The sequence below is a fragment of the Paenibacillus sp. FSL R10-2734 genome (assembly GCF_037963865.1).
Taxonomy (GTDB): domain Bacteria; phylum Bacillota; class Bacilli; order Paenibacillales; family Paenibacillaceae; genus Paenibacillus_AQ.
Genome location: NZ_CP150170.1, coordinates 2,663,610 through 2,684,024, shown reverse-complemented (window position 1 = coordinate 2,684,024; position 20,415 = coordinate 2,663,610). Strand labels below are relative to the sequence as shown.

Annotated in this window: 15 protein-coding genes; 1 reads left to right on the top strand and 14 read right to left on the bottom strand. The window is 43.4% G+C overall.

The features are described 5' to 3' along the window. Window positions 1-81: 81 nt before the first annotated feature. The 9 genes from NSS67_RS11595 to NSS67_RS11555 all read right to left on the bottom strand — a co-directional run bounded on the left by NSS67_RS11595 (window position 82) and on the right by NSS67_RS11555 (window position 13,641). Window positions 82-1,545 carry an extracellular solute-binding protein gene (locus tag NSS67_RS11595; RefSeq protein ID WP_339319671.1) on the bottom strand — a complete coding sequence of 488 codons (1,464 nt, stop codon included), beginning with the start codon at window positions 1,543-1,545 and terminating at the stop codon, window positions 82-84. A gap of 132 nt (window positions 1,546-1,677) precedes the next feature. Continuing rightward, the gene (locus NSS67_RS11590; RefSeq protein ID WP_339319670.1) at window positions 1,678-2,550 is read right to left on the bottom strand and encodes a carbohydrate ABC transporter permease; all 873 of its coding nucleotides are present in this window, start codon (window positions 2,548-2,550) and stop codon (window positions 1,678-1,680) included. A 1-nt stretch (window position 2,551) separates the two neighbouring features. Further along, window positions 2,552-3,472, bottom strand: a complete 921-nt coding sequence (locus NSS67_RS11585; RefSeq protein WP_339319669.1) for a sugar ABC transporter permease — start codon at window positions 3,470-3,472, stop codon at window positions 2,552-2,554. A 117-nt stretch (window positions 3,473-3,589) separates the two neighbouring features. Next, entirely contained in the window at window positions 3,590-4,918 is a 1,329-nt protein-coding gene (locus NSS67_RS11580; protein WP_339319668.1) for a response regulator, read from the bottom strand. Window positions 4,919-4,937: 19 nt separating this feature from the next. Continuing rightward, window positions 4,938-6,731 carry a histidine kinase gene (locus NSS67_RS11575; protein WP_339319667.1) on the bottom strand — a complete coding sequence of 598 codons (1,794 nt, stop codon included), beginning with the start codon at window positions 6,729-6,731 and terminating at the stop codon, window positions 4,938-4,940. Window positions 6,732-6,841: 110 nt separating this feature from the next. Further along, window positions 6,842-7,033 carry a hypothetical protein gene (locus tag NSS67_RS11570; RefSeq protein ID WP_339319666.1) on the bottom strand — a complete coding sequence of 64 codons (192 nt, stop codon included), beginning with the start codon at window positions 7,031-7,033 and terminating at the stop codon, window positions 6,842-6,844. Between the two features lie 1,351 nt (window positions 7,034-8,384). Next, the gene (gene pgmB, locus NSS67_RS11565) at window positions 8,385-9,023 is read right to left on the bottom strand and encodes a beta-phosphoglucomutase (RefSeq protein ID WP_339319665.1); all 639 of its coding nucleotides are present in this window, start codon (window positions 9,021-9,023) and stop codon (window positions 8,385-8,387) included. A gap of 32 nt (window positions 9,024-9,055) precedes the next feature. Beyond that, on the bottom strand, window positions 9,056-11,338 hold the full coding sequence (locus tag NSS67_RS11560) for a glycosyl hydrolase family 65 protein (protein ID WP_339319664.1): 2,283 nt from the start codon (window positions 11,336-11,338) through the stop codon (window positions 9,056-9,058). Further along, a complete protein-coding gene (locus NSS67_RS11555) occupies window positions 11,335-13,641 on the bottom strand; it encodes a glycosyl hydrolase family 65 protein (protein ID WP_339319663.1) in 2,307 nt (768 codons plus the stop codon). The genes NSS67_RS11560 and NSS67_RS11555 overlap by 4 nt, the downstream gene beginning before the upstream one ends. A 441-nt stretch (window positions 13,642-14,082) precedes the next feature. Here NSS67_RS11555 and NSS67_RS11550 point away from each other — a divergent pair, with 441 nt between their 5' ends. Continuing rightward, on the top strand, window positions 14,083-14,808 hold the full coding sequence (locus NSS67_RS11550) for a Crp/Fnr family transcriptional regulator (protein ID WP_339319662.1): 726 nt from the start codon (window positions 14,083-14,085) through the stop codon (window positions 14,806-14,808). 178 nt (window positions 14,809-14,986) lie between these two features. Here the strand turns inward: NSS67_RS11550 and NSS67_RS11545 are convergent, their stop codons facing one another. From NSS67_RS11545 to ric, 5 genes are all read right to left on the bottom strand, one after another. Beyond that, a complete protein-coding gene (locus NSS67_RS11545) occupies window positions 14,987-15,778 on the bottom strand; it encodes a formate/nitrite transporter family protein (protein WP_339319661.1) in 792 nt (263 codons plus the stop codon). Window positions 15,779-15,830: 52 nt separating this feature from the next. Then, the gene (nirD, locus tag NSS67_RS11540) at window positions 15,831-16,151 is read right to left on the bottom strand and encodes a nitrite reductase small subunit NirD (RefSeq protein WP_339319660.1); all 321 of its coding nucleotides are present in this window, start codon (window positions 16,149-16,151) and stop codon (window positions 15,831-15,833) included. 39 nt (window positions 16,152-16,190) lie between these two features. After that, window positions 16,191-18,614, bottom strand: a complete 2,424-nt coding sequence (nirB, locus tag NSS67_RS11535; protein WP_339319659.1) for a nitrite reductase large subunit NirB — start codon at window positions 18,612-18,614, stop codon at window positions 16,191-16,193. Window positions 18,615-18,830: 216 nt separating this feature from the next. Next, the gene (locus NSS67_RS11530) at window positions 18,831-19,541 is read right to left on the bottom strand and encodes a hypothetical protein (protein WP_339319658.1); all 711 of its coding nucleotides are present in this window, start codon (window positions 19,539-19,541) and stop codon (window positions 18,831-18,833) included. 149 nt (window positions 19,542-19,690) lie between these two features. Beyond that, the gene (gene ric, locus NSS67_RS11525) at window positions 19,691-20,386 is read right to left on the bottom strand and encodes an iron-sulfur cluster repair di-iron protein (RefSeq protein ID WP_339320577.1); all 696 of its coding nucleotides are present in this window, start codon (window positions 20,384-20,386) and stop codon (window positions 19,691-19,693) included. Window positions 20,387-20,415: the final 29 nt, after the last annotated feature.

Sequence of the window (20,415 nt, the reverse complement as noted above, 5' to 3'; positions counted from 1 at the left end):
TATCACTATTTCTCTGGATTTATAAAATTATAAATATCAAAAACTAAAAAACCGGCCCCAAAGGGGCCGATCTTTATTTTCCTATTCTGCTTTAATCGTATCAAAGAATTTCTCTTGTACTGTTTTGGCTGCAGCTTCAAGCTGGCTCTTGGAATCCGTTCCTTTTTTGGAGAACAGCTCTTGAATGACATTGGACATTGTTGCGTAGTAGTCCTGTGTATTGTATTGGGCTTCAGGTTTACCATCCAAAAGTCCCATAATGTCAGGGCTATATTGGTATACATTTGTGTACTTGTCATAAACAGCTTTGGTCTTCTTACCGAAGTCAGAATCTGCTGAGTAGTAGTCTAAGAGCGGCGGGATAAAGTATTTGCCATCTGTTGTACGTTGTTGAAGAATTGCATCAAGTGCTTCCAAACCTTTGTCAGAGAAATAGTCAAATGTAATATAGCGGAATGCCATTTCTTGTTCATCTGGCGTAGCATTTGGATTGATTACAAGATAGTCACCACCAAGTACCCCGGTATGCTTGCCGCCTTTTTCCATAGCAGGCATAGGATACGTGAGCACATCCTCAGGCTTCAGTCCACCTTGGTTCAACGCTTGCTCAATAACGCCATCAGATCCGGCCATTACCATTGCGGTACGACTTTGTTGGAATGCACCTACAGCGTCGCCCCAGCCAAGTGCCCAGTCCTGAGGAATTGCATTAGCTTCCCATCTAAGCTTCTTGTAGAAATCTAGTGCTTTCACACCAGCATCGGAATTAAATGTAGCTACAACCTTACCGCCTTCAATCTTTTGAATCTCTCCACCAGCTTCGAACAGGAAGTTGGTCCAGTTCCAGCCTGCTTCGTTACCCTTACCCATTGGAGCAATACCGGAAATACCTTTTTTGGCATCAGCTACGCCCTTAGCCGTATTCAGCATATCATCCCAAGTCCAATCCATAGGTGGAACGGCTACGCCTTTTTCATCTAGCATTTTTTTGTTGATCATTGTGGTTGTTACATAACCTTTTTGTGTTACTCCGAAAACTTTACCATCGATGATAAATTGATTTTGCAGCACTGGGTTAATTTGATCTTTAAATTCATATTTGTTCCACAGCTCCGTAATGTCAGCAACCCAGCCCTTTTCAACCAGGAATTTAGCTTCTGTAGCGTAAGTATTAAAGAAGGTTGGCGCTTCATTCGCAGCCATTTTGATTCCGATTTCACTTACATTGTACTGCCAGTCATCTTTAACGATTTCTACGTTCGGATATTCCGCTTGGAAACGTTTGATTTTGTCATCTTCCTGTGCTCTTATTTCAGTTAGGTCAGGTGTTGGATAGTGAATCTTGATCGTCACTTTTCTTTGAGTAATGTCATCGACTGGCGCATCAGTAGCGGTTGCTGTATTATCCGTCACCGCATTTGTTGGCGCAGTAGTTGCTTCCCTACCTTTGTTCCCCGCTGTGTTTCCGTTATTGTTGCCGCTGCAAGCTGATAGCAGCGATCCAGCAACAAGGACGCTTAGTAGCACGCTAGAGTACTTACGCATTGAAACTCCCCTTTTCAATTCATAGTTATCTTACATATCGATCATAAAATAGAAACCGTTTACAAACGAGGTGCATTTATATTCCTTTCATGTGCATGTTTACGATCCGTGGTTAAAATCGTCGATATTTGCTTACCCCTTCACTGCAGACAAAGCAACTCCACGCATAATGAATTTCTGAAAAATCAAGAAGACAACGATTGGAGGCAAGGATACTATAAACAGGATTGCAAATTTAATATTAGTATTGAGTGCCTTCACATTAATAACGTATTTATAAATGGCTGTCGCAAGCGTATATTTTTCTTCACTGTGCATAACGAGTGATGGCCAGAACCAGTCATTCCATGCGGTAGAAAAGATAAAGATCGCTAATGTAGCAAAAATCGGAATCGATAGTGGCACTGCAATGGAGAAAAAGCTTTTTGGCTCAGAAGCCCCGTCAATTCGTGCTGCTTCAAAGATTTCTGGATGAATCCCATCAAAAAAGTTCTTTAACAATAGAAAGTAAAATGTATTCGCTCCCGCTGGCAGCCAGAAAGCCGCGTACTGATTCAGCAATCCGAGTTCCTTCAAATTGACAAAGTTCGGGATCATATAGCTAGTAGCCGGAATAAACAATGTCATTAGGAAGAAGAAATAAATCGCTTTTTTGTATGGAACATTCATACGGGAGATACTAAAAGCTGACATTCCCAATACAACTAGGGTGACGGCCATATTCCCTAAAAAGATATAAATAGTGTTTCTAAGGAACATCGGAAGATCAATATAATTCATCGCGTCCTTAAGGTTGCTGAAGTGCCATTCCTGAGGGAAAAAATGCGGTGGGAATGAATTTACCTCTTGATTTGACTTCAACCCATTGAATAACGTCATACAGATCGGGTACAGCATGCTAAAAACCATAATTAATATGACCACGCACATCAAGCCATAAACGATCTTATTACTCGTTTTTTTCAAATCGTGTTCTGAAAGAATCCCTCTATCTGCGCTTTTCATCTTAGTAGTCCTCCTTGTTAAGCTTGAACTGTAAAATGCCCAAACCACCTAGGACTATGAACATTAACATGCCAAGCGCAGTAGCTGTACCATAATCGAGTCTTGTAAATGCATATTTTACGATCAACAGCGCATAGGTAAGCGTAGTATTATTCGGCCCACCATCAAGCAGCGCCATCTGTGACTGATACCCTTGTGAAGTACCAATAATTTGTAGTATTAGCATCAAAAAGATTAAATTACGCAGTGAAGGCAATGTGATGTACTTTATACGCGCCCACACACCAGCCCCATCAATCTCAGCAGCTTCATACCAATCTCGCGGAATGCTGAGTACAGCAGCCAAGTATATTAACATCCCTGATCCAAACTGCTGCCACGTCTCCATAAACACAAGAGAAATCATCGACCACCTTGTATCTGTTAAGAAGGCAACCTGGTCCACACCCATCGAAGTTAATAACGCATTGATTGGACCTACCGGATCATATAGCCATCTCCACAGTCCATAGAGAACCACACCAGGCATTACGAAAGGAAGATAAGCCGCTACACGTACAAAGCCCCCAAACCTTCTCAGCTCCGAGATCATGATGGCAAAAGCAATCGGAACCCAGAATCCAATAATAAGACATAAAAACATGTAATACCCAGTGTTCTTCAATGCGGTCAAAACATCTGGATCACTAATTGCTCTACTGTAGTTTTCAAAGCCTACAAAGCTGTTCCCTTTAACAAAATCAACATGGTAGAAGCTGTACAGTAAGCCTTTAAAAATTGGAACCCACATGAACATAATAAAAATAATAAGAGCAGGTACGAGGAACATATATCCCCAAAAGTTTTTCTTCCAGCGGTTTTGCTTGTACGGTGTCCCCTTCAGCGTCGCCGGGTTTTCGGTTACTACTGCGGTTTGATTCATCAGGCTCCCTCATTCCATTGTTCTTTCAGCATTTTTCGCAAAATGCTTCCTACCTTAAATTGTAGGAAATGAGGGTTGTACTGAACATGTCTATATCTACCGAAGTAGTGAGTGTTTTTACTTCTTCAATTCGCTGGGGCTGATCCCGTAATACTTTTTGAAAATTTTACTAAAATGCTCCGGCGATTCATAACCCACACGTTCCGCAATTTCGTATCTGCGAAGATCGGTATTCAAAATCATCTCCCGACTTTCTTCCATCCGGAGCTTGATTACATATTCCCACAGGTTATAGCCTGTATTTTTCTTAAATAGGTAACTCAAATAATTGGGACTAACATGATTCTTCTTAGCAACATCGTGTATAGTCAGTCCTTTTTGCGCATAGTTCTCGTCAATGTATTCTTTCGCTTTTTGTACGATCAGATTGCTATGGGTATGAAGTTCTTCTACAGAAGGATCACTCGTGTAACTGTTCCAGTTGAAATCCCCATAATAGAACACATAGTGATCACTGTGCTCATTGTTCCAGAGAATTGCATTAGAGGCCTGACGGTTCAAAACGGCCATAAACGAAAGCCCCTTTAAAATCTGGCTAATGCCAATGATCACGTTCAGATGTAAATATTTATGAATATTAAATTGCAGACTACGGCCAAGAATATCTAGCCTATTGATTTGGCCGGCAGAAGAATCTTCATAGCTTTTTTCATCCCATTGAATAATGATCGTAATTTCTTCATCCGGTGCATAAAAGGCTAATGAGTTCCATTCCTGATCCATTAATTCTTTGGCAATATTCAGTGCAGCATAACAAAGTAACCGTCTATCCTGCATAGTATACTGCTTCTCCTGGTTCACTCCAGACAGAGGTACCTTGATTTTTAAGACGGAAAAATACGGCCCTTGTAGCTTCAGGTTATCCAGCTTCTGCAAGTTATCTGCCTCAGCTAGCACAACCCCAGGGTCGATGAGCAGTTCGTTTAAAAGCTTGCTGTATTCCGGAAGTGGCTCTTCCAGTCGAAAGCTATCGTTAATCCCAGACATGAAGACATCTAGTTCTGGTGAGGGCTTACCCATCTTAAGCAGCACATTTCGGACCGAATCCAAAAATTGCTCACTATTCAAAGGCTTGATTAAATAATCCTTAGCTCCGAGTCGAACGGCCATTTGAGCATATTGAAACGTCTCATGCGCAGAAATCACGATGGTCTGTACCCATGGTTTTGCCAGTTTCGCATGCTGCATCAGATCAATTCCGCTCATCGCTCCCATCTGAATATCCGTAACGAGCAGATCAATTTCCTCCATACGAATACAGTCTAGCGCTTCAAATCCGCTATTAGCGGTATAGATATTAGAAATATCCAGCCCAGATGAAGCTAATAAATTGCTCAACCCTTTACAAATCAATGGTTCGTCATCCACTACCAATATATTGAACATATCTATATACTCCCCTTCCTTAGTCCTGATTCTCCGATTTCGGAAGCCTAACAGTTACTAGCGTTCCGCCTTCTCTACGAGGGGTATAGCTGATGCCATAATCAGAGCCGAAATGTAAATGAATACGCTGATTAATGTTGCGGATACCGTAACCGCTGACGGGATTTGGGCTGTTATCATTCAGTACAGCTTCAATCGCCTCATAGTCAACAGACTTATAGCCATTATCTTCAATAGAGATCATAACGATTTCGTTCACGCAAACAGCGCTGATAGTGATCTCTCCATCCTCGCCCATATTTTTAACACCATGAATAATAGCATTCTCTATTAGCGGCTGCAGTGTGATTTTAGGTATTAGATTGCTTTTCGTATCAGGATGAATATCCATTACTACACGAAATACATAATCATATCGGTGCTGCTGCAGCTTGATATAGGCCGTTGCATGCTCCAGCTCTTCTTCAAGGCTAATCAGCTCTCTTCCCCGACTAAGACTGATCTTCATTAGTTTGGACAATTCCTTGATCATCTCGGCGGATTCGACATTTCCTTCTAACGAGCTTTTCCAATAAATACTCTCGAGTGTGTTATAGAGCAAATGCGGATTAATTTGTTGATATAGCAATTGAAGCTGCGATTCCTTCTGTTTGAGCTCCATTTGGTATTTGTATGTGATTAGTCCGTTAAGCCTGCGGGCCATATCATAGGTAGAAGCAATCAGCACACTAACCTCATCGTTACTCCCCCTCCGCGGCGTCTCTGGAACACGATTGCCCGGCTCATATTTTCGTACGAAAAAAGCCAGCTTTTGCAACGGAGTCATTAATGATCGCCAGAAGTACGTAATCATGATCAGTCCAAATACTGCGTAAGCCACGGTGATATATTGAATAACACTTTTCATTTCGTTCTGTTGCTGCAGCAGCGCCTTTACCGGAACTTTGTAGACTAGTTTTTGTCCTAATGCATGATTATTGTTAACCACATAGATAAAATCGGAGGTAATGACATCTACGGTACCTTCCAAATCCTCGGCAACAACCGTCTCCGGCAACGCAATCACTTCTCCAGTATTATTCGTAGTCGAGGCGAGAACACGATTATTCAGGTCTGTTAAGTAAATTTCGCCGTCAGGCAAAGATATGGACTTGAGCGATTCTCCAATTTTAGAGTCCATTTTGGTAATGACCAAAACTCCAATGGTCTCCGCTTTTCTGGAAATGTTATTTACGGCTCTCATGTATGTAAGTGTCTTTAAATCTTCCGCCTGTGCACTTAGCCTCTCCGTGAACTTCAGCGCTCCGCGTCCTTTCTTCTGCACAACCTCCTCAAACCAGTAAGGCTCCTCGACTTTGGAAAAGAAATAAACTCCAGCCTTCTTAACCTGCGGGAAGTTGGGGGCGAAAAAATAATAATCATCCGGATCGTATATATAGAGGGAATAATAGATGCCGTCACCACGTTCAGCGCCCTGAGAGTAACTGACCAACAGCTTCTCTATCGTCTCATATCGCTTGACTCGCTCTAATATGGAATCCGAACCTGTCATATTAATTTGCTGAATCAGGGGATTCTGGATCACGGTGGTAGTGATTTTATTTACCGTGTCGATATCTCGATTTATGATGGTGAAGTTCTGCTTGTTCAATTCTACATATGCATTCGTAACATGACGCTTCAGTATTTGCTCCGCCTTCATATTCCCATATATGTTCAGAAAGAGAATGGGAGAAATCATAATTAGAAATAGCAGGATGAGCTGCTGCTTGACGTTCAGCTTTCGAATCAACCTAATCAACCTAGACAACATCGAGACGCACCTCCGGGTTCAATAACTATATCAAAGGGAAAAACGCTTACATATGTTCATTTTAAAGTTTTTTATGTTCATTTGTATGTAGTTTTTTTCTGTTGTTCGGATTATAAGAGCACGGTGATAGAGACGTCACTGCGTGGAGCGTTTGGGTTTACGATCGCTGTTATCCTCAGATTTCCTGATTTTATACCGCTAAGCGGTAGAAATCCGAGGATAAAGGCGACCACTGGCGTTTCTCCAGCTCCAAACCTCCACTCCGCAACTTCATCACCGGAATTCTTAAAAACCGAAAACACAAAAATGCGGGGGGGGCGAGTAGGTGTCATTGCGTGGAAACTTTGGACTTACGGCCGCTGTTGTCTCCAGATTTTCTGATTTATGCCGCTCCTAGCGAATAAAATCCGGAGACAAAAGGCTGACGCTCTCGCTCCTCCAGATCCAAATTCCCTCTCCATGACCCTCTTCCCTCTCAAAAAAACCAAAAACAGAAAAAAGAGGGTGGGCAGGGGTCACTGCGTGGGGCTATGGGACATTGCTCTCCTCTGCTCTACACAATTGTCGGCTTCACATATGTTGAGCTTTTGGATTACTCAATAAGCAACATTGCTACTTAATGTGCGGATTGTTGCTTGTTGTGCGTTTGGTTTACTTGGTGTGTGACTGCTACTTGTTGTGCGTTTGGTTTACTTGGTGTGTGACTGCTACTTGTTGTGCGTTTGGCTTGCTTGGTGTGTGGCTGCTACTTGTTGTGCGTTTGGTTTACTTGGTGTGTGACTGCTACTTGTTGTGCGTTTGGTTTACTTGGTGTGTGACTGCTACTTGTTGTGCGTTTGGTTTACTTGGTGTGTGACTGCTACTTGTTGTGCGTTTGGATTGCTGCATGTGTGATTTTCTACTTGTCGAGTGCTTTGATTACTCAATGTGCATATTGTTACTGGTTATGCGCTCGCACTCTCGTAAAGTCTCATCACAATGAGCCATCGGACCCAGATGCAGCTATTTGAACTAATTTTGGCTTTTTCGTCGAGTTTCGGACCCCAGTGACGTTATTCGCATCAAAGATGCGCAATATGAGGTCTTTTCGGGCAAATAGCGACTTTGGAGTCCGATAGGTTCTCAAATGGGCGGAATTATTGCTTATAACGACTGTGGGGTCCGATAGACTACCTGAGCTTTTAACTAACCTTTTGAGTCGCTTTCTGAGCCCGACCACACGTTGAGCATCGGACACAGTTGCAGCTATTTGATCAAATTTTGGCTTTTTCGTCGAGTTTTGGACTCCAGTGACGTTATTCGTATCAAAGTTGCGCATTATTAGGTCTTTTCGGGCAAATAGCGACTATGGGGTCCGATAGACTGCCTGAGCTTTTAACTAACCTTCTGAGTCGCTTTCTGAGCCCGACCACACGATGAGCATCGGACCCAGATGCAGCTATTCGGTCAAATTCCGGCTTTTTCGTCGAGTTTTGGACTCCAGTGACGTTATTCATACCAAACATGCGCAATATGAGGTCTTTTCGGGCAAATAGCGACTTGGGAGTCCGATATGTTCTCAAATGAAGTGAGTGCAGGGATTAAGAACAAAAAAGGACCGCCCCTACAGTAGCGTCAACTACTTTGGAGTCGGTCCCATGTTCTTTTTGATCCTTAGTCCGTCAGCAATTCATACAATCCTTTTACCACAAGATCAGCTTCCTTCAGCACTTCTGGATTACCTATACCTACTACCTTCATACCAGCAGCCTTACCTGCTTGAACGCCCGCTTCCGCATCCTCGAACACGACGCAATCGTCAGGCTGTAAGCCCAGCTCTTGACCAGCTATCAAGAATACCTCCGGGTCTGGCTTCGCACGAGATACTTTGTTACCATCAACAACAGCATCGAACAGATCCGTAATGTTCAGCTTATTCAAAATAAATTCCGCATTCTTACTGGCTGAGCCTAACGCAATTCCGATCCCGCGCGTTCTAAGTCCAGTTAAGTATTCTTTGACTCCGGGAAGTAGCTCCGACTCCTCAAGCTTTGAGATGTATTCAACATACAGGCGATTTTTCTTCTCCGCCATCGCTAGCTTCTGCGCTTCGTCAAATTGTAGCCCGCCGATTTCCAGAAGAATATCGAGCGATCTCATCCGGCTCACACCCTTAAGACGTTCGTTATCCTCCTCTGTAAATGTAAAGCCAAGCTCATCAGCAAGACTAGCCCAAGCCAAATAATGATATTTGGCCGTGTCTACTATAACACCATCCAGATCGAAAATGGCGCCTTTCATATTTTGCAACATAGATTTACTTCCTCTCCGTTGTTCATTAATATCTATACTGTTGTTTCGGCTATGACTAGCCGCAAGCTCTCACCTGCTGAACATACCTTTCCTTCTCGCCCTTGCACCGAGAATACCAAGGTTCCACTGTAATCGGCTGCTGTAGTAACAGTAACTTCATCCTTGCTGATCCGCAGCTTAAAGGTATCCCCTCGAAGCGTAACCGGAAGCTCAACAGACTGCCAATGTTTAGGCAGTGAAGGATTGATGTGGACAGTCGCCCCATCATAATTCAACCCTGCAAAACCAAGAACCGCAGCCATCCATGCGCCACCATTCGCGGCTGGGTGGGTACCACCAATATAGAGATCCCCTACATACTGCTTAGATTCTCCCGTAAGATCGACAGTAGCCGTACGCATAAAATATGGATATCCCCAATCTGGCGAACCAATATCAGCAGCTACCAAAGCATAAATACAAGGACTAAGACTTGACCCATGCTCGGTACGCGGTTCGTAGAATTCCCAGTTCGCTTGTTTAACTTCCTTGTTGAAGGAATGCTTGAACAGATTCAGCATCAACACGACGTCCGCTTGCTTCAGTATTGTTGTAGTGGTAGCTAAGCCATTGCCGCCACCCAAATACTCATTTTTGTTAAGTACACGAGATTTCAATTCTGACAGCCGAACATCCTCCAACGTGAAGTAACGGTCGAATTGTTCGATGATAAGACTGGCAGGGTCAGGCTGCGGAACATAAAAGCTATCCAGCATAGCTTTGAACTCGGTTAGAAACGGACCCTCACTAAACTCCATAGACAGTTGGTTATATACTTCCGGGTACTTATTTTGCAGCAATTCTGCCGTGCGCAAGGCAATCTCCAGCGTTTCCTTAACTAATGCATTCGTAAAAGCATTATTATTCACACGTTCATGATATTCATCTGGACCTGTAACATCTAGAATCTCGAAGCGTTCTTTTACCGAATTATAGTAGGCATAAGAGTAGAAGAACCGGGCACATTCCCAGATCACTTCCGCTCCTCCACTAGTTAGCAGACTTTCGTCCCCTGTAAATTGAACGTATTTCCAAATCCCGTGTACAACATCCCCACTGATATGAACCTGCTTATCGCGAAAATAAGTCCGCATCGGTCGTCCAGTAAATACATCATTCACATTAAAAAGAGTACAAGCATCGTCTCCTGTATCCTGACTTTCCCAGGCATAGAATGCTCCCAAAAAACCATATTCCGCGGCCTTACGACGAGCTCCGTCCAAGGTATGAATCCGGTACATCATTAGGTTGCGAGCAACCTTCGGATCGGTATGCAGGAAGAAAGGCAGCATAAACATCTCCGTATCCCAAAATACCGCCCCTTTATAGACCTGACCCGATAAACCGCGAGCTGGGATAGAAACCTTCTCCGAAACTGTTGGTACAATAATTAACAGCTGATAAATACTGTATCGCAGAGCAAACTGAGCATCCTCGTCGCCTTCGATAATGACATCGCTAAGTGACCATCTCTGTTCCCATTGCTGACAGTGAGCTTTTAATAACTCGTCATAGCCCAGCGCCTCAGCAGCATGGACAGACTTGACAGCTTCTGACTCCGGTCCACTGACATCAAGTCCAGTATATACCGCAACGTACTTAAACCATTCATAGGTCTCACCCGCACGCGCATCAAAAGAAATCCGGCGTACAGCAACTCCTTCAGCCATTTGCTGATCTCCGAAATTAAATACCGCTCTCTCCGCCACCACTACCGGAATGTTCAATTCTCCACTCGTGGAGGAAGAGACTAGCACCTCACCCTGCGACTGCACCTTTTGATCTAAGAGGTGGGGGCCATTGATATCCCACACATCTACGTCAATCCCCGTCTCAATCACAATTTGGCAGTCCTGTGTACTGTGGATAGAGCATTTACTAACGAGCAGATGAAGATTGTCCTGACTTACGAAACGATCTGCTGTAAATGTCAACGTCCCACCGTCGGATATACTAAAGTCAGTACTCCGATGATGAATGGCACTACGGATATTCAGCTCCTGAACGTGAGAGCTCGGTTCATGCTCAAGCACACTTAAGGGCTGTCCGTTGCAGACAATCTTGGTCCATAATCCATTCGGAGCATTGACAGGTTCTCTCCACTTGTCTCCCGCTTTGTCATACAGACCAGCTAAAGTAACGGCAACTAGCTCACTTTTACTGAATTCCTCCAGTGTACCGCGATATCCCATATAGGCATTGCCTAACATATATTTGTTCCCGTTCGTCGTCACAAGTTTCTTATCAAAACAGCTATCCCTTACCGCCCAGCTCATCGAGCCAACATCCCTTCACCTAGCGGAAGCGTCGTCCCGGATGCATCCACCTTAATGGACTGACCGTACACTATTATTTCAGTGCTCCCACCATGAATTGCTGTAAGCGTTACGGAAGTCTTGTTAACTAAAATACGGAGCAATACCCCTTCATACAACACTTGGAAGCAATACTCGTTCCAGCGTTCCGGCAATGAAGGTTGGAAGGACAGACGCGCCCCATCTGAACGCATACCACCAAAGCCATACACAATATTCATCCAAGCGGCTGCAATCGATGTAGTGTGAAGACCCTCACGTGTATTACGGTTGTAATTGTCTAAGTCCAGTCTTGTCGCAAATTCAAAGAACGAATAGGCTTCTTCTGGCTTGCCGATTTCGCTTGCCAGTATGGAATGGATCGAAGGAGAAAGTGAAGATTCATGAATACATCTAGATTCGTAATATTCATAGTTGGCCAGCTTCGCTTCTTTAGAAAATTGTCCATTATATAAGAACATAAACATGAGGACATCCGGTTGTTTAATCATGTCATATCGGTACAAACGATCATACGACCAGTTCGAGTAGAGCGGAAATTCTGTTACCGGGATGGAATGAATATCAATATGTGGCATATCGAAGAATCCATCATGCTCCTCAAATACTCCTGTTGCTTCGTCAACTGGAATCTTCATATGCTCCGCTTTATCTTTCCAATCGGTGAGTTCCTCTTCACGGAGTCCCGTTTCTTCAACAACCTTTGCAAAAGCTACTGGGACCTGTTCTTTCATTTCCCGCAGGGTATCCAGGGTGTACTCAAATGATTTTTGGGCCATCAGATTAATGTAGCAGTTATTATTCACCATCAATTGGAACTCATCAGGACCCATTACGCCAAAATATCCATATTCCCCACTCCGTTGACCCCATTGACCGCGCGTAGCATAAAATCTACTGATCTGGATCAGCATCTCAGCACCTTTACTGTACAGGAATTCTTTATCACCGGTATTTTTGACATAATGCCAGATGCCATAGGAAATAGCAGTCCCTACATGAAGCTGAAGATTCGAATGCTGCCAGAGATCACAGCTTTCTGTTCCATCTATAGTAGCAATAGGGTAGCAAGCTCCCTCGCAATCAACATCTTTAGCACGTTGCATAGCCTGAGGTAATGTCTTATATCTAAAGTCCAGCAAGCTCCGTGCGGCCTTAGGATTATTAAACATATAGAATGGTAAGCAATACGACTCTGTATCCCAGAACGCCAAACCACGATACACTTCTCCCGTCAATCCTTTAGCGCCGATGTTGAACCCTGGATGATCACCATGATAAGTCTGATAAAGCTGGAAAATGCAAAAACGGATGCCCTGCTGATTCTCAGGATCGCCCTCGATCCGAATATCACTTGTCTCCCAGATACCATTCCAATATGCCGTCTGATCCGCGAATATTTGGGTATCGCTCAGTTGGCTTGCACTTTCAGCAAGAGCTAGCCCTTTGCTCCACAGCTCTTCAGCTGTATGGGCAGATTCACTATCCGAACAGTTGATAACCAGCTTTGTAAAATGGGTCGCTTCTCCCTGAGCAAGCTCCATAGTAAATCTTTGCCCAATAAATTTATCATGTTCAATTCGAGTAAGCTGAAGCTGCTGCGAAGATTGTAACGAAAAGCTAGAGAATAGCTTGTTAGCTGTATTCACTGTTCTCGCCATAATAGCAGTGGCAGCCCCTTGTTCTCCACTGCGGAGACTACTCCACATACATTCGCCACGTTCCTCATGGATAATGCTGAAATCCAGCCCAGCACAAATGTCCACACTGCCTGAGAAATTAAGCGGCTCAAATTCTACCCGTTGTAGTCCCAGATGAGACATCGTCATACTGACCAAGCGAGTAAAGACAACTTTCAACCTTTTGCCATCATCTAGATGCCAGATCAGCTCCCGCCGATAGATTCCACTACGAAGATCCAGTTTGCGCACATAATCCGATACTTTACTTTTTGCCAGATCAAGCTGTTCACCATCCACAGAGATCCGCGTATACAGCCAGTCCACCGCATTCACCATATATCTAAGCGAGCGAATAATTCCTTTATAATGATTGCCAATGTCCAATTGTTCATTTAGTCCGTTGAAATAGCTTCCTTGCAAGGAATCTCCAGAGTAGCCTTCCTCAGCATACCCCCGAACGCCCATATACTCATTCCCAAGTGAAAAAATAGATTCTGAAGTCCGATTTCGTTCTGGATCAAAGCCCTCTTCAATAATTGCCCAAGGATCTACCTTAAAATATTTGTCTGCCACTTTAGCCATGTATGATTTCCCCTTCTCCTGGTTTTTGCTCCAATCTCAGGATATCGTTACACGCTAAATGCGCCAATGTCTGACCATAATGAAGATGTGTGTATTTATACGGAGTTGAAATCGAACGGATTTCTAAATCATGAATTTTTGCAGTATAATATGAAGAATCTAATAGGGATGAAATTTATAATGCTTATATTTGCAAAAAACACATCAAAAGTTTCATTTTTGAGAATAATGGATTACCGCTGTGATATATAATAAACGTATACTTCTTACTCTTTTTTGGTTGAAAATCATATTACATCTAGCACTTTAGAAGTGAAAATAATCACAATGTTGAAAATTCGACACTTTTAAATGGTTTTTTTTAACCATATCAAGGAATATTCAGAGTATAATTAATTTAAAATTTACTGAAAAAATGAGGGAATAAAGGGGATGTCGATTATGCTAAAAGAACATTACAATGTTATCGAAGCCCACGGAAATACAAACTGTTTCTCCGAACAGAATTTCAACAGACTTCTAGTTACAATGAAAGAGCGCGTTGTTCCAGAGGGTTCACATCTATTCTGGGAAGGCGACTACTCGGATAAATTGTTTTATATCAAACGTGGACGTGTGAAATTAACTAAATCTACTGATGAAGGTAAAGAACTCATTCTCTATATGTATCAAGCTGGCGATATGGTAGGGCAAGCAGATCCATTCTTCAGTACCAAACACAGCTTTACTGCTGAAGTGATTGAAGATAGTGAAGTTGGCGTTATCGAGCAGAAGGATTTAGAAATTCTCATTTGCCAACATTGTGATTTTGCCATCGACTTTATGAAATGGATGGGTATTCATCACCGTCTAACCCAAACGAAATTCCGCGATCTGATGATGTACGGCAAACCAGGTGCGCTTTGCTCCACTCTCATTCGTCTTGGCAACACCTACGGTGAGAAGAGCAGTGATGGTGAGAACATCCTCATCAACAAAAAAATTACGCATACAGATCTGTCCAACATGATCGGCGCCACTCGTGAGAGTGTTAACCGGATGCTGAGCGACTTGCGTAAAAAGGACGCGGTTGAGTACGAGAACGGCATGATTGTCATCAAGAATCTTGGTATGCTGCAGGAAATTTGCCACTGCGAAATGTGTCCAAACGAGATCTGCCGTATTTAATTCCATTGTAATATACCCTCTATTCTCCTCAATGAAACATATATGACCCAATTATTCTGCACATTACAATAGAGTGGTCCAAGGCGCCTAACAGAGGCGTCTTTTTTATAACCTAAAAAAAGAGCTGAACCCGAAATCGGGTCAGCCCTAATGCTTAATTCCAATAATAAATATACGTTTAACGCTTGCTCTGAGTACCACGCACTGGGGAGATCATCCAATAGGCCATGCCCACGAATACGCCACCACCAATTATATTTCCTAAAGTAACGGGTATCATATTGTGTATCCATCCGGCAATTGTAATGGTCTCCGGGTGATTCGGGAGCAACACAGCAACGCTCAGCAGCGTCATATTAGCCACACTGTGCTCATAACCACTCGCAATAAAGGCAAATAAACACCACCAGATTAAAACTAGCTTGGCAGTCTCACTTTTAGCGCGTGAAGACATCCACAGTGCTAGACAGACGAGCCAGTTACATAGGATTCCACGGAAAAATAACTCCGAAAACGGAAGGCTCATTTTCTTGGCCGCTGCTGCGAAGATCAAATGCTCAGGGGGAGCCGCACTGAATAGTCCAGTTCCCCGAATCAAAAGCGATAAAATCACTGCACCTACCACATTCCCTACAAACACAAGCACCCAGTTCTTCACGGTATCCCAGATGCTTGTTCGACCAGCTAATGTACTTACAGTAAAGAACATGTTATTTCCGGTAAACAGCTCTGAGCCTGCAAACACAACAAGAGTCAGGGCAATTCCGAAGGATACACCCATAATGAGGGGTTGGAAAGGAGACTTTGCCGCCGCTAACGGCGCTCCCAGCGAGAAAATAAGAATAATCCCAATACCCACATATGCTCCTGCCAAGAGAGCCGCTAGAAAATATCTTGGCAAGTTTTTATTCATCTGGTCACGCTTGCTGACTGCCGTCTCGACGATACTCTCCACACTTTGTGTAAACATAATACTCCACCCCACCGTTTTCTATTAAAGCATTAATTACAACCTTCGGTGTCTACACGCTCACCGTCAAACTGTCCTCATCAAGCGTGACTGGATAAGTCACTACTCTGCCCTCGTCTGGAGCCTGGACTTCGCCAGTGCGAAGATCAATTTTCCAGTCGTACAGTGGATCATAAAGAAAGTGACCCGAAACAATCCCTTCGGCAAGCGGTCCCCCTTTGGGATGAGGACTGCGATTCTCAAGCGCATAGATTCCTCCGTCAGAGGTACGAAATACAGCTAACTCCACATTTCCAGCAACAACTACCCGACCAATCTGCATCAGAAAATCCTGTACTGATCCTATTGCATACATTTGTGTTGTCTTATTCATTGGTTTGCTATCTCCCCTTCTGTGTTCGTTATCTATCCCTTAAACTCTTGCATCTTCAAAAAGTGCAGTACGTGTACTGTTATCATTCAGAATTTTTTTCCAAGGATCAGTGACTTGAGTTAGGGCAAAGTCAATGCGAGCTGCTAGCTCTTTACGATTCTCTTCATTATTCAAAATGACCATTTGAATCTGCTCAAGTCCCATACGCTCTACCCACTCGGAGGTTCTCTCCAAATAATTTCCCGTCTCACGGTAGTATTGCATCACAGCCGAGCACACTTCGATTAACTCTTCATCAGTCTTCACCTTACAGAAGGCGTCTGCTATCCGCGGTTTAATACCGCCGTTACCACCGATAAATATTTCCCAGCCACCATCGTTGCCGACGATACCGATATCCTTCGTGCAAGATTCTGCACAGTTACGAGGACAACCGTTGACAGCCATTTTGAACTTGGCCGGAAAATCAAGACGCTCATACTTACGCTCCATAAGTGCGCCCATTCCCATCGAATCTTGTGTGCCAAAACGGCAGAACTGCGAGCCCACACAAGTCTTAACCGTACGAAGAGATTTGGCATAACCGTAACCTGAAGGCATATCTAGCTCTTCCCATACCTTAGGTAAATCTTCCTTCTTCACACCAATCAGATCCAGTCGTTGCCCACCAGTTACCTTCACAACCTTCACATCATATTTAAGAGAGACATCGGCGATTTTCTTCAAATCCTCCGGCGTCGTTACTCCGCCATACATGCGTGGGATAACGGTATAGGTTCCATCTTTTTGAATATTGGCGCCCATACGTTCATTAACAAACCGTGATTCCTTCTCGTCTTGATGGGTATCAGGGTTCATCATTCCTAGATAATAGTTAATCGCCGGACGACACTTGGAGCAGCCCTCCTCTTGTTTCCAACCAAGTACATTCATGACCTCTTTAGTGGTTTTAAGACCTTTAGCTGTGATCTCAGCAACAATTTCATCACGGCTAAGCGTTGTACAGCCACAAATACCTTGTTTGGCAGCCTGCTGAAAGCTATCTCCCAAAACAAATTGCAGGATCTGCTCTACTACTGGTTTGCAACCCCCACAAGAGCGAGTAGCGCCAGTACATGCTTTGATCTCATCTACAGTAGTGAAGCCATTCTCGGTGACAGCGTCAATAATCGCTTTTTTGGTTACTCCGTTACAGCCGCAGACAATTTCCTCATCTGCCATAGCTTCTACAGATGTACCCTTCTTGTTTCCACCACCGCAGCATCCAGTTCCCATGAGCTCCGAATAAATCTCATCGGTCATAACCGCACCTTGTTTTACTAATTTCTGCAGATTGGCGGACTCCGTCACATCGCCGAACAATACCGCACCAACAATCACATTATTTTTGAGCAGGATTTTCTTATATGTTTTTTTCCATTCATCTTTACTCGAAATTACAGTAAGTTCAGGGGCATCCATAAACTCACCCGCAGAAAATACATCTACACCAGATATTTTAAGCTTAGTGGAAACAACAGAACCTTCATACGGTTTAGTATCACTACCACATAAATGTTTAGCCAGAACCATGCCTTGCTCAAACAGTGGAGCCACTAATCCGTAACACACCCCGCGATGCTCGGCACACTCGCCGATGGAATATACATTCTGCATTGAAGTCTGCAAATAATCGTCCACCACGATCCCGCGATTAACGGAGACTCCGCTTTCTTTTGCCAAAGTAATGTTCGGTTTGATTCCAACAGCCATCACTACAAAATCTGCCTCAAGCGTACTGCCATCACTGAATCGCAAACCACTTACCCGTTGTTCCCCTGTCAATTCTACCGTTTGTTTGCCCATAGCAAATTTAACACCTTGACGCTCTAGCTCAGCTTGCAGCATCGAAGAGGCATTACGATCAAGCTGACGCTCCATCAGGTCTTCCATCAAATGAACTACAGTAACATCCATGCCAAGGTTCACAAGACCCTTCGCCGCTTCAAGACCAAGCAACCCCCCGCCAATCACAGCCGCCTTACTGTATTGTTGTGCCGCTTCCAGCATCGCATCACAGTCTGAAATATCTCGGAACCCAACCACGCCTTCTTTATCACTACCAGGCACAGGTAAAATGAAAGAATTCGAGCCAGTGGCAATAATCACTTTGTCGTAAGGTACTGCCATGCCGTTTTCTGTAATCACTTGCTTCGAGCCTTCATCAATTCGTGTCACTGTTGTTCCCGTGTGTAAAGTAATATTATTTTCTTCATACCAACTCCAGTCGTTTAGGATAATGTCATTAATCGTCTTGCTGCCTTCGAGAACATAGGACAACATGATCCGATTGTAATTGGGATGGGGTTCACTTCCAAAGACCGTGATATCATAAGCTCCACCCAGCTTCAAAATCTGCTCGATCGTACCAATACCTGCCATACCGTTGCCTACTAATACTAATTTTTCTCTTTTCTCTGCCATGGTTAGGTGCCTCCTCAAAGCATATGAGTTCTTAAATCTACCTCTACATATTGGAATTATACGGTTCAAATTCAAGTCAACAATGTGATTGCAGTCACTTTAATTGTGAATACTTTCACATTAAAGTTTGATGATAATTCTTAATATTATCTTCCAATTAAAAAAGCCAAATCTCAGGTTCTGAACAACCGTTGATCTGGCTTTGAGGTACTTTATTTAGCGTAAATTCAATAAAATCTCTAATACATCTTGAGACTTAAACTTCATATCCATTCCACTATCAAGCAGTTGCTTTCCATTTACCTTCAGCTTCCATTCTTCATTACTAAGAGGGGTATAATCGTCGACTGAAAGTACCTCTCTATTGTTTTCGGACAACTGCACCGCACTGCTACTCTTTAGCAAATCACTAACACTGAAATCCTCTTTATATAACATAATATACGAATGATGTAAGTCTACTTCTACACTTCCACCGTTCAAAGTCAGCATTACAGTTTGAAGTGGCTCTTGATGGTTCTTCAACTTCGCGGTGAAGACTAGCTGTGAATCATACCTTACAGTATTATTCCAATCCGCATTCCCAATGATTAGTCCGTCCATCTGAAGCTCCCAAGTCATCCCCGATTCTAGTGAAAAATTATTTACCGAAAGAATGCTAGAGTTATCCTCGGCAAACGTGGCAATATCACTACCTTTCAACAGCTCCAAGATCGTTATTCCAGTTCTGTAGCTTCCACTAAGTGTCCTGTCCGATGGGCTGGTAAGCAGTTCGTTATCACCAACTCTTATAGATATCGTCGGTCCCTCTGATCCTGCCGCAACATTATTAGCATCACTATTGTCGTCAGTAAGTGAGGAGCATCCAACTATTATAAATACAAAGACTAATCCTTGCATCAACCTCCACAGATTTTGTCTGGGCATCCTGGCACCGCCTTGTCTCACCTAATGACCAAATAGCGTCTCAGGCTTGTAAAGTTATATATACTGTCTATTTAAGGATAACTTAACCAAGCCCTGTTCTCAAATAAAAAAAGTCCCAAAAGGGACTTTTTTTAAAACTCTATTGATCCTTACTGAAATCTAGGGAACAATATATTATTCTCCAGATGTACATGCTCAAAAGTCATACTCTCCAGCTCTTCCAGCCGGGCATAGGTCAATCGATAGGTCGTGCACGCATGAGCCGGTGGAGTGAAATCATCTGTAATACTACGTATTTTTCTCAAAATATCGCCCGCACCATCATGTTCGCTCTCCAGCTCAGTCAATGACTTACGGATCGCTGTCAAGCCTTCTTCACTTGGATTAGCAGCATATGCTAACAGCTTAGGAAATTCATCTGCTTCTTCCTTAGCTGTGTGCTCAAGCAATTCCTCCCTAAGTGTATTGAACAAGCTGTGTAACTCCGCCAAATGAGGGGAATCTTCGCCATGCACTCGATACACCTTGGTTACATTTTGACTAATGAGAGGCAGCTCTTCACGAAGATAACGGTGATGTTTGTTAATGATAAGGTCAATTAACTCATCTGAAGGTGCGGTATTCCAAGCGATTTCCTCCTGAGGTACCGGATATTCTTCGAACAGCTTGTTTAGATCACTGATGATTAGCTCTTGATCCAGACCACGCTCGGCAGCTACTTCAGCAAGAGGCTTAGCTCCACCGCAACAGAAATCAATCCGCTTTGCTTTGAAATAATCCGCAGCTTTAGGAAACTGCAATACAATATCTCTCACCAATGCATCTGGGGTAAACCCAGCCTGCACCGAGTCTGCTTGATGTGAATCCGAAATTC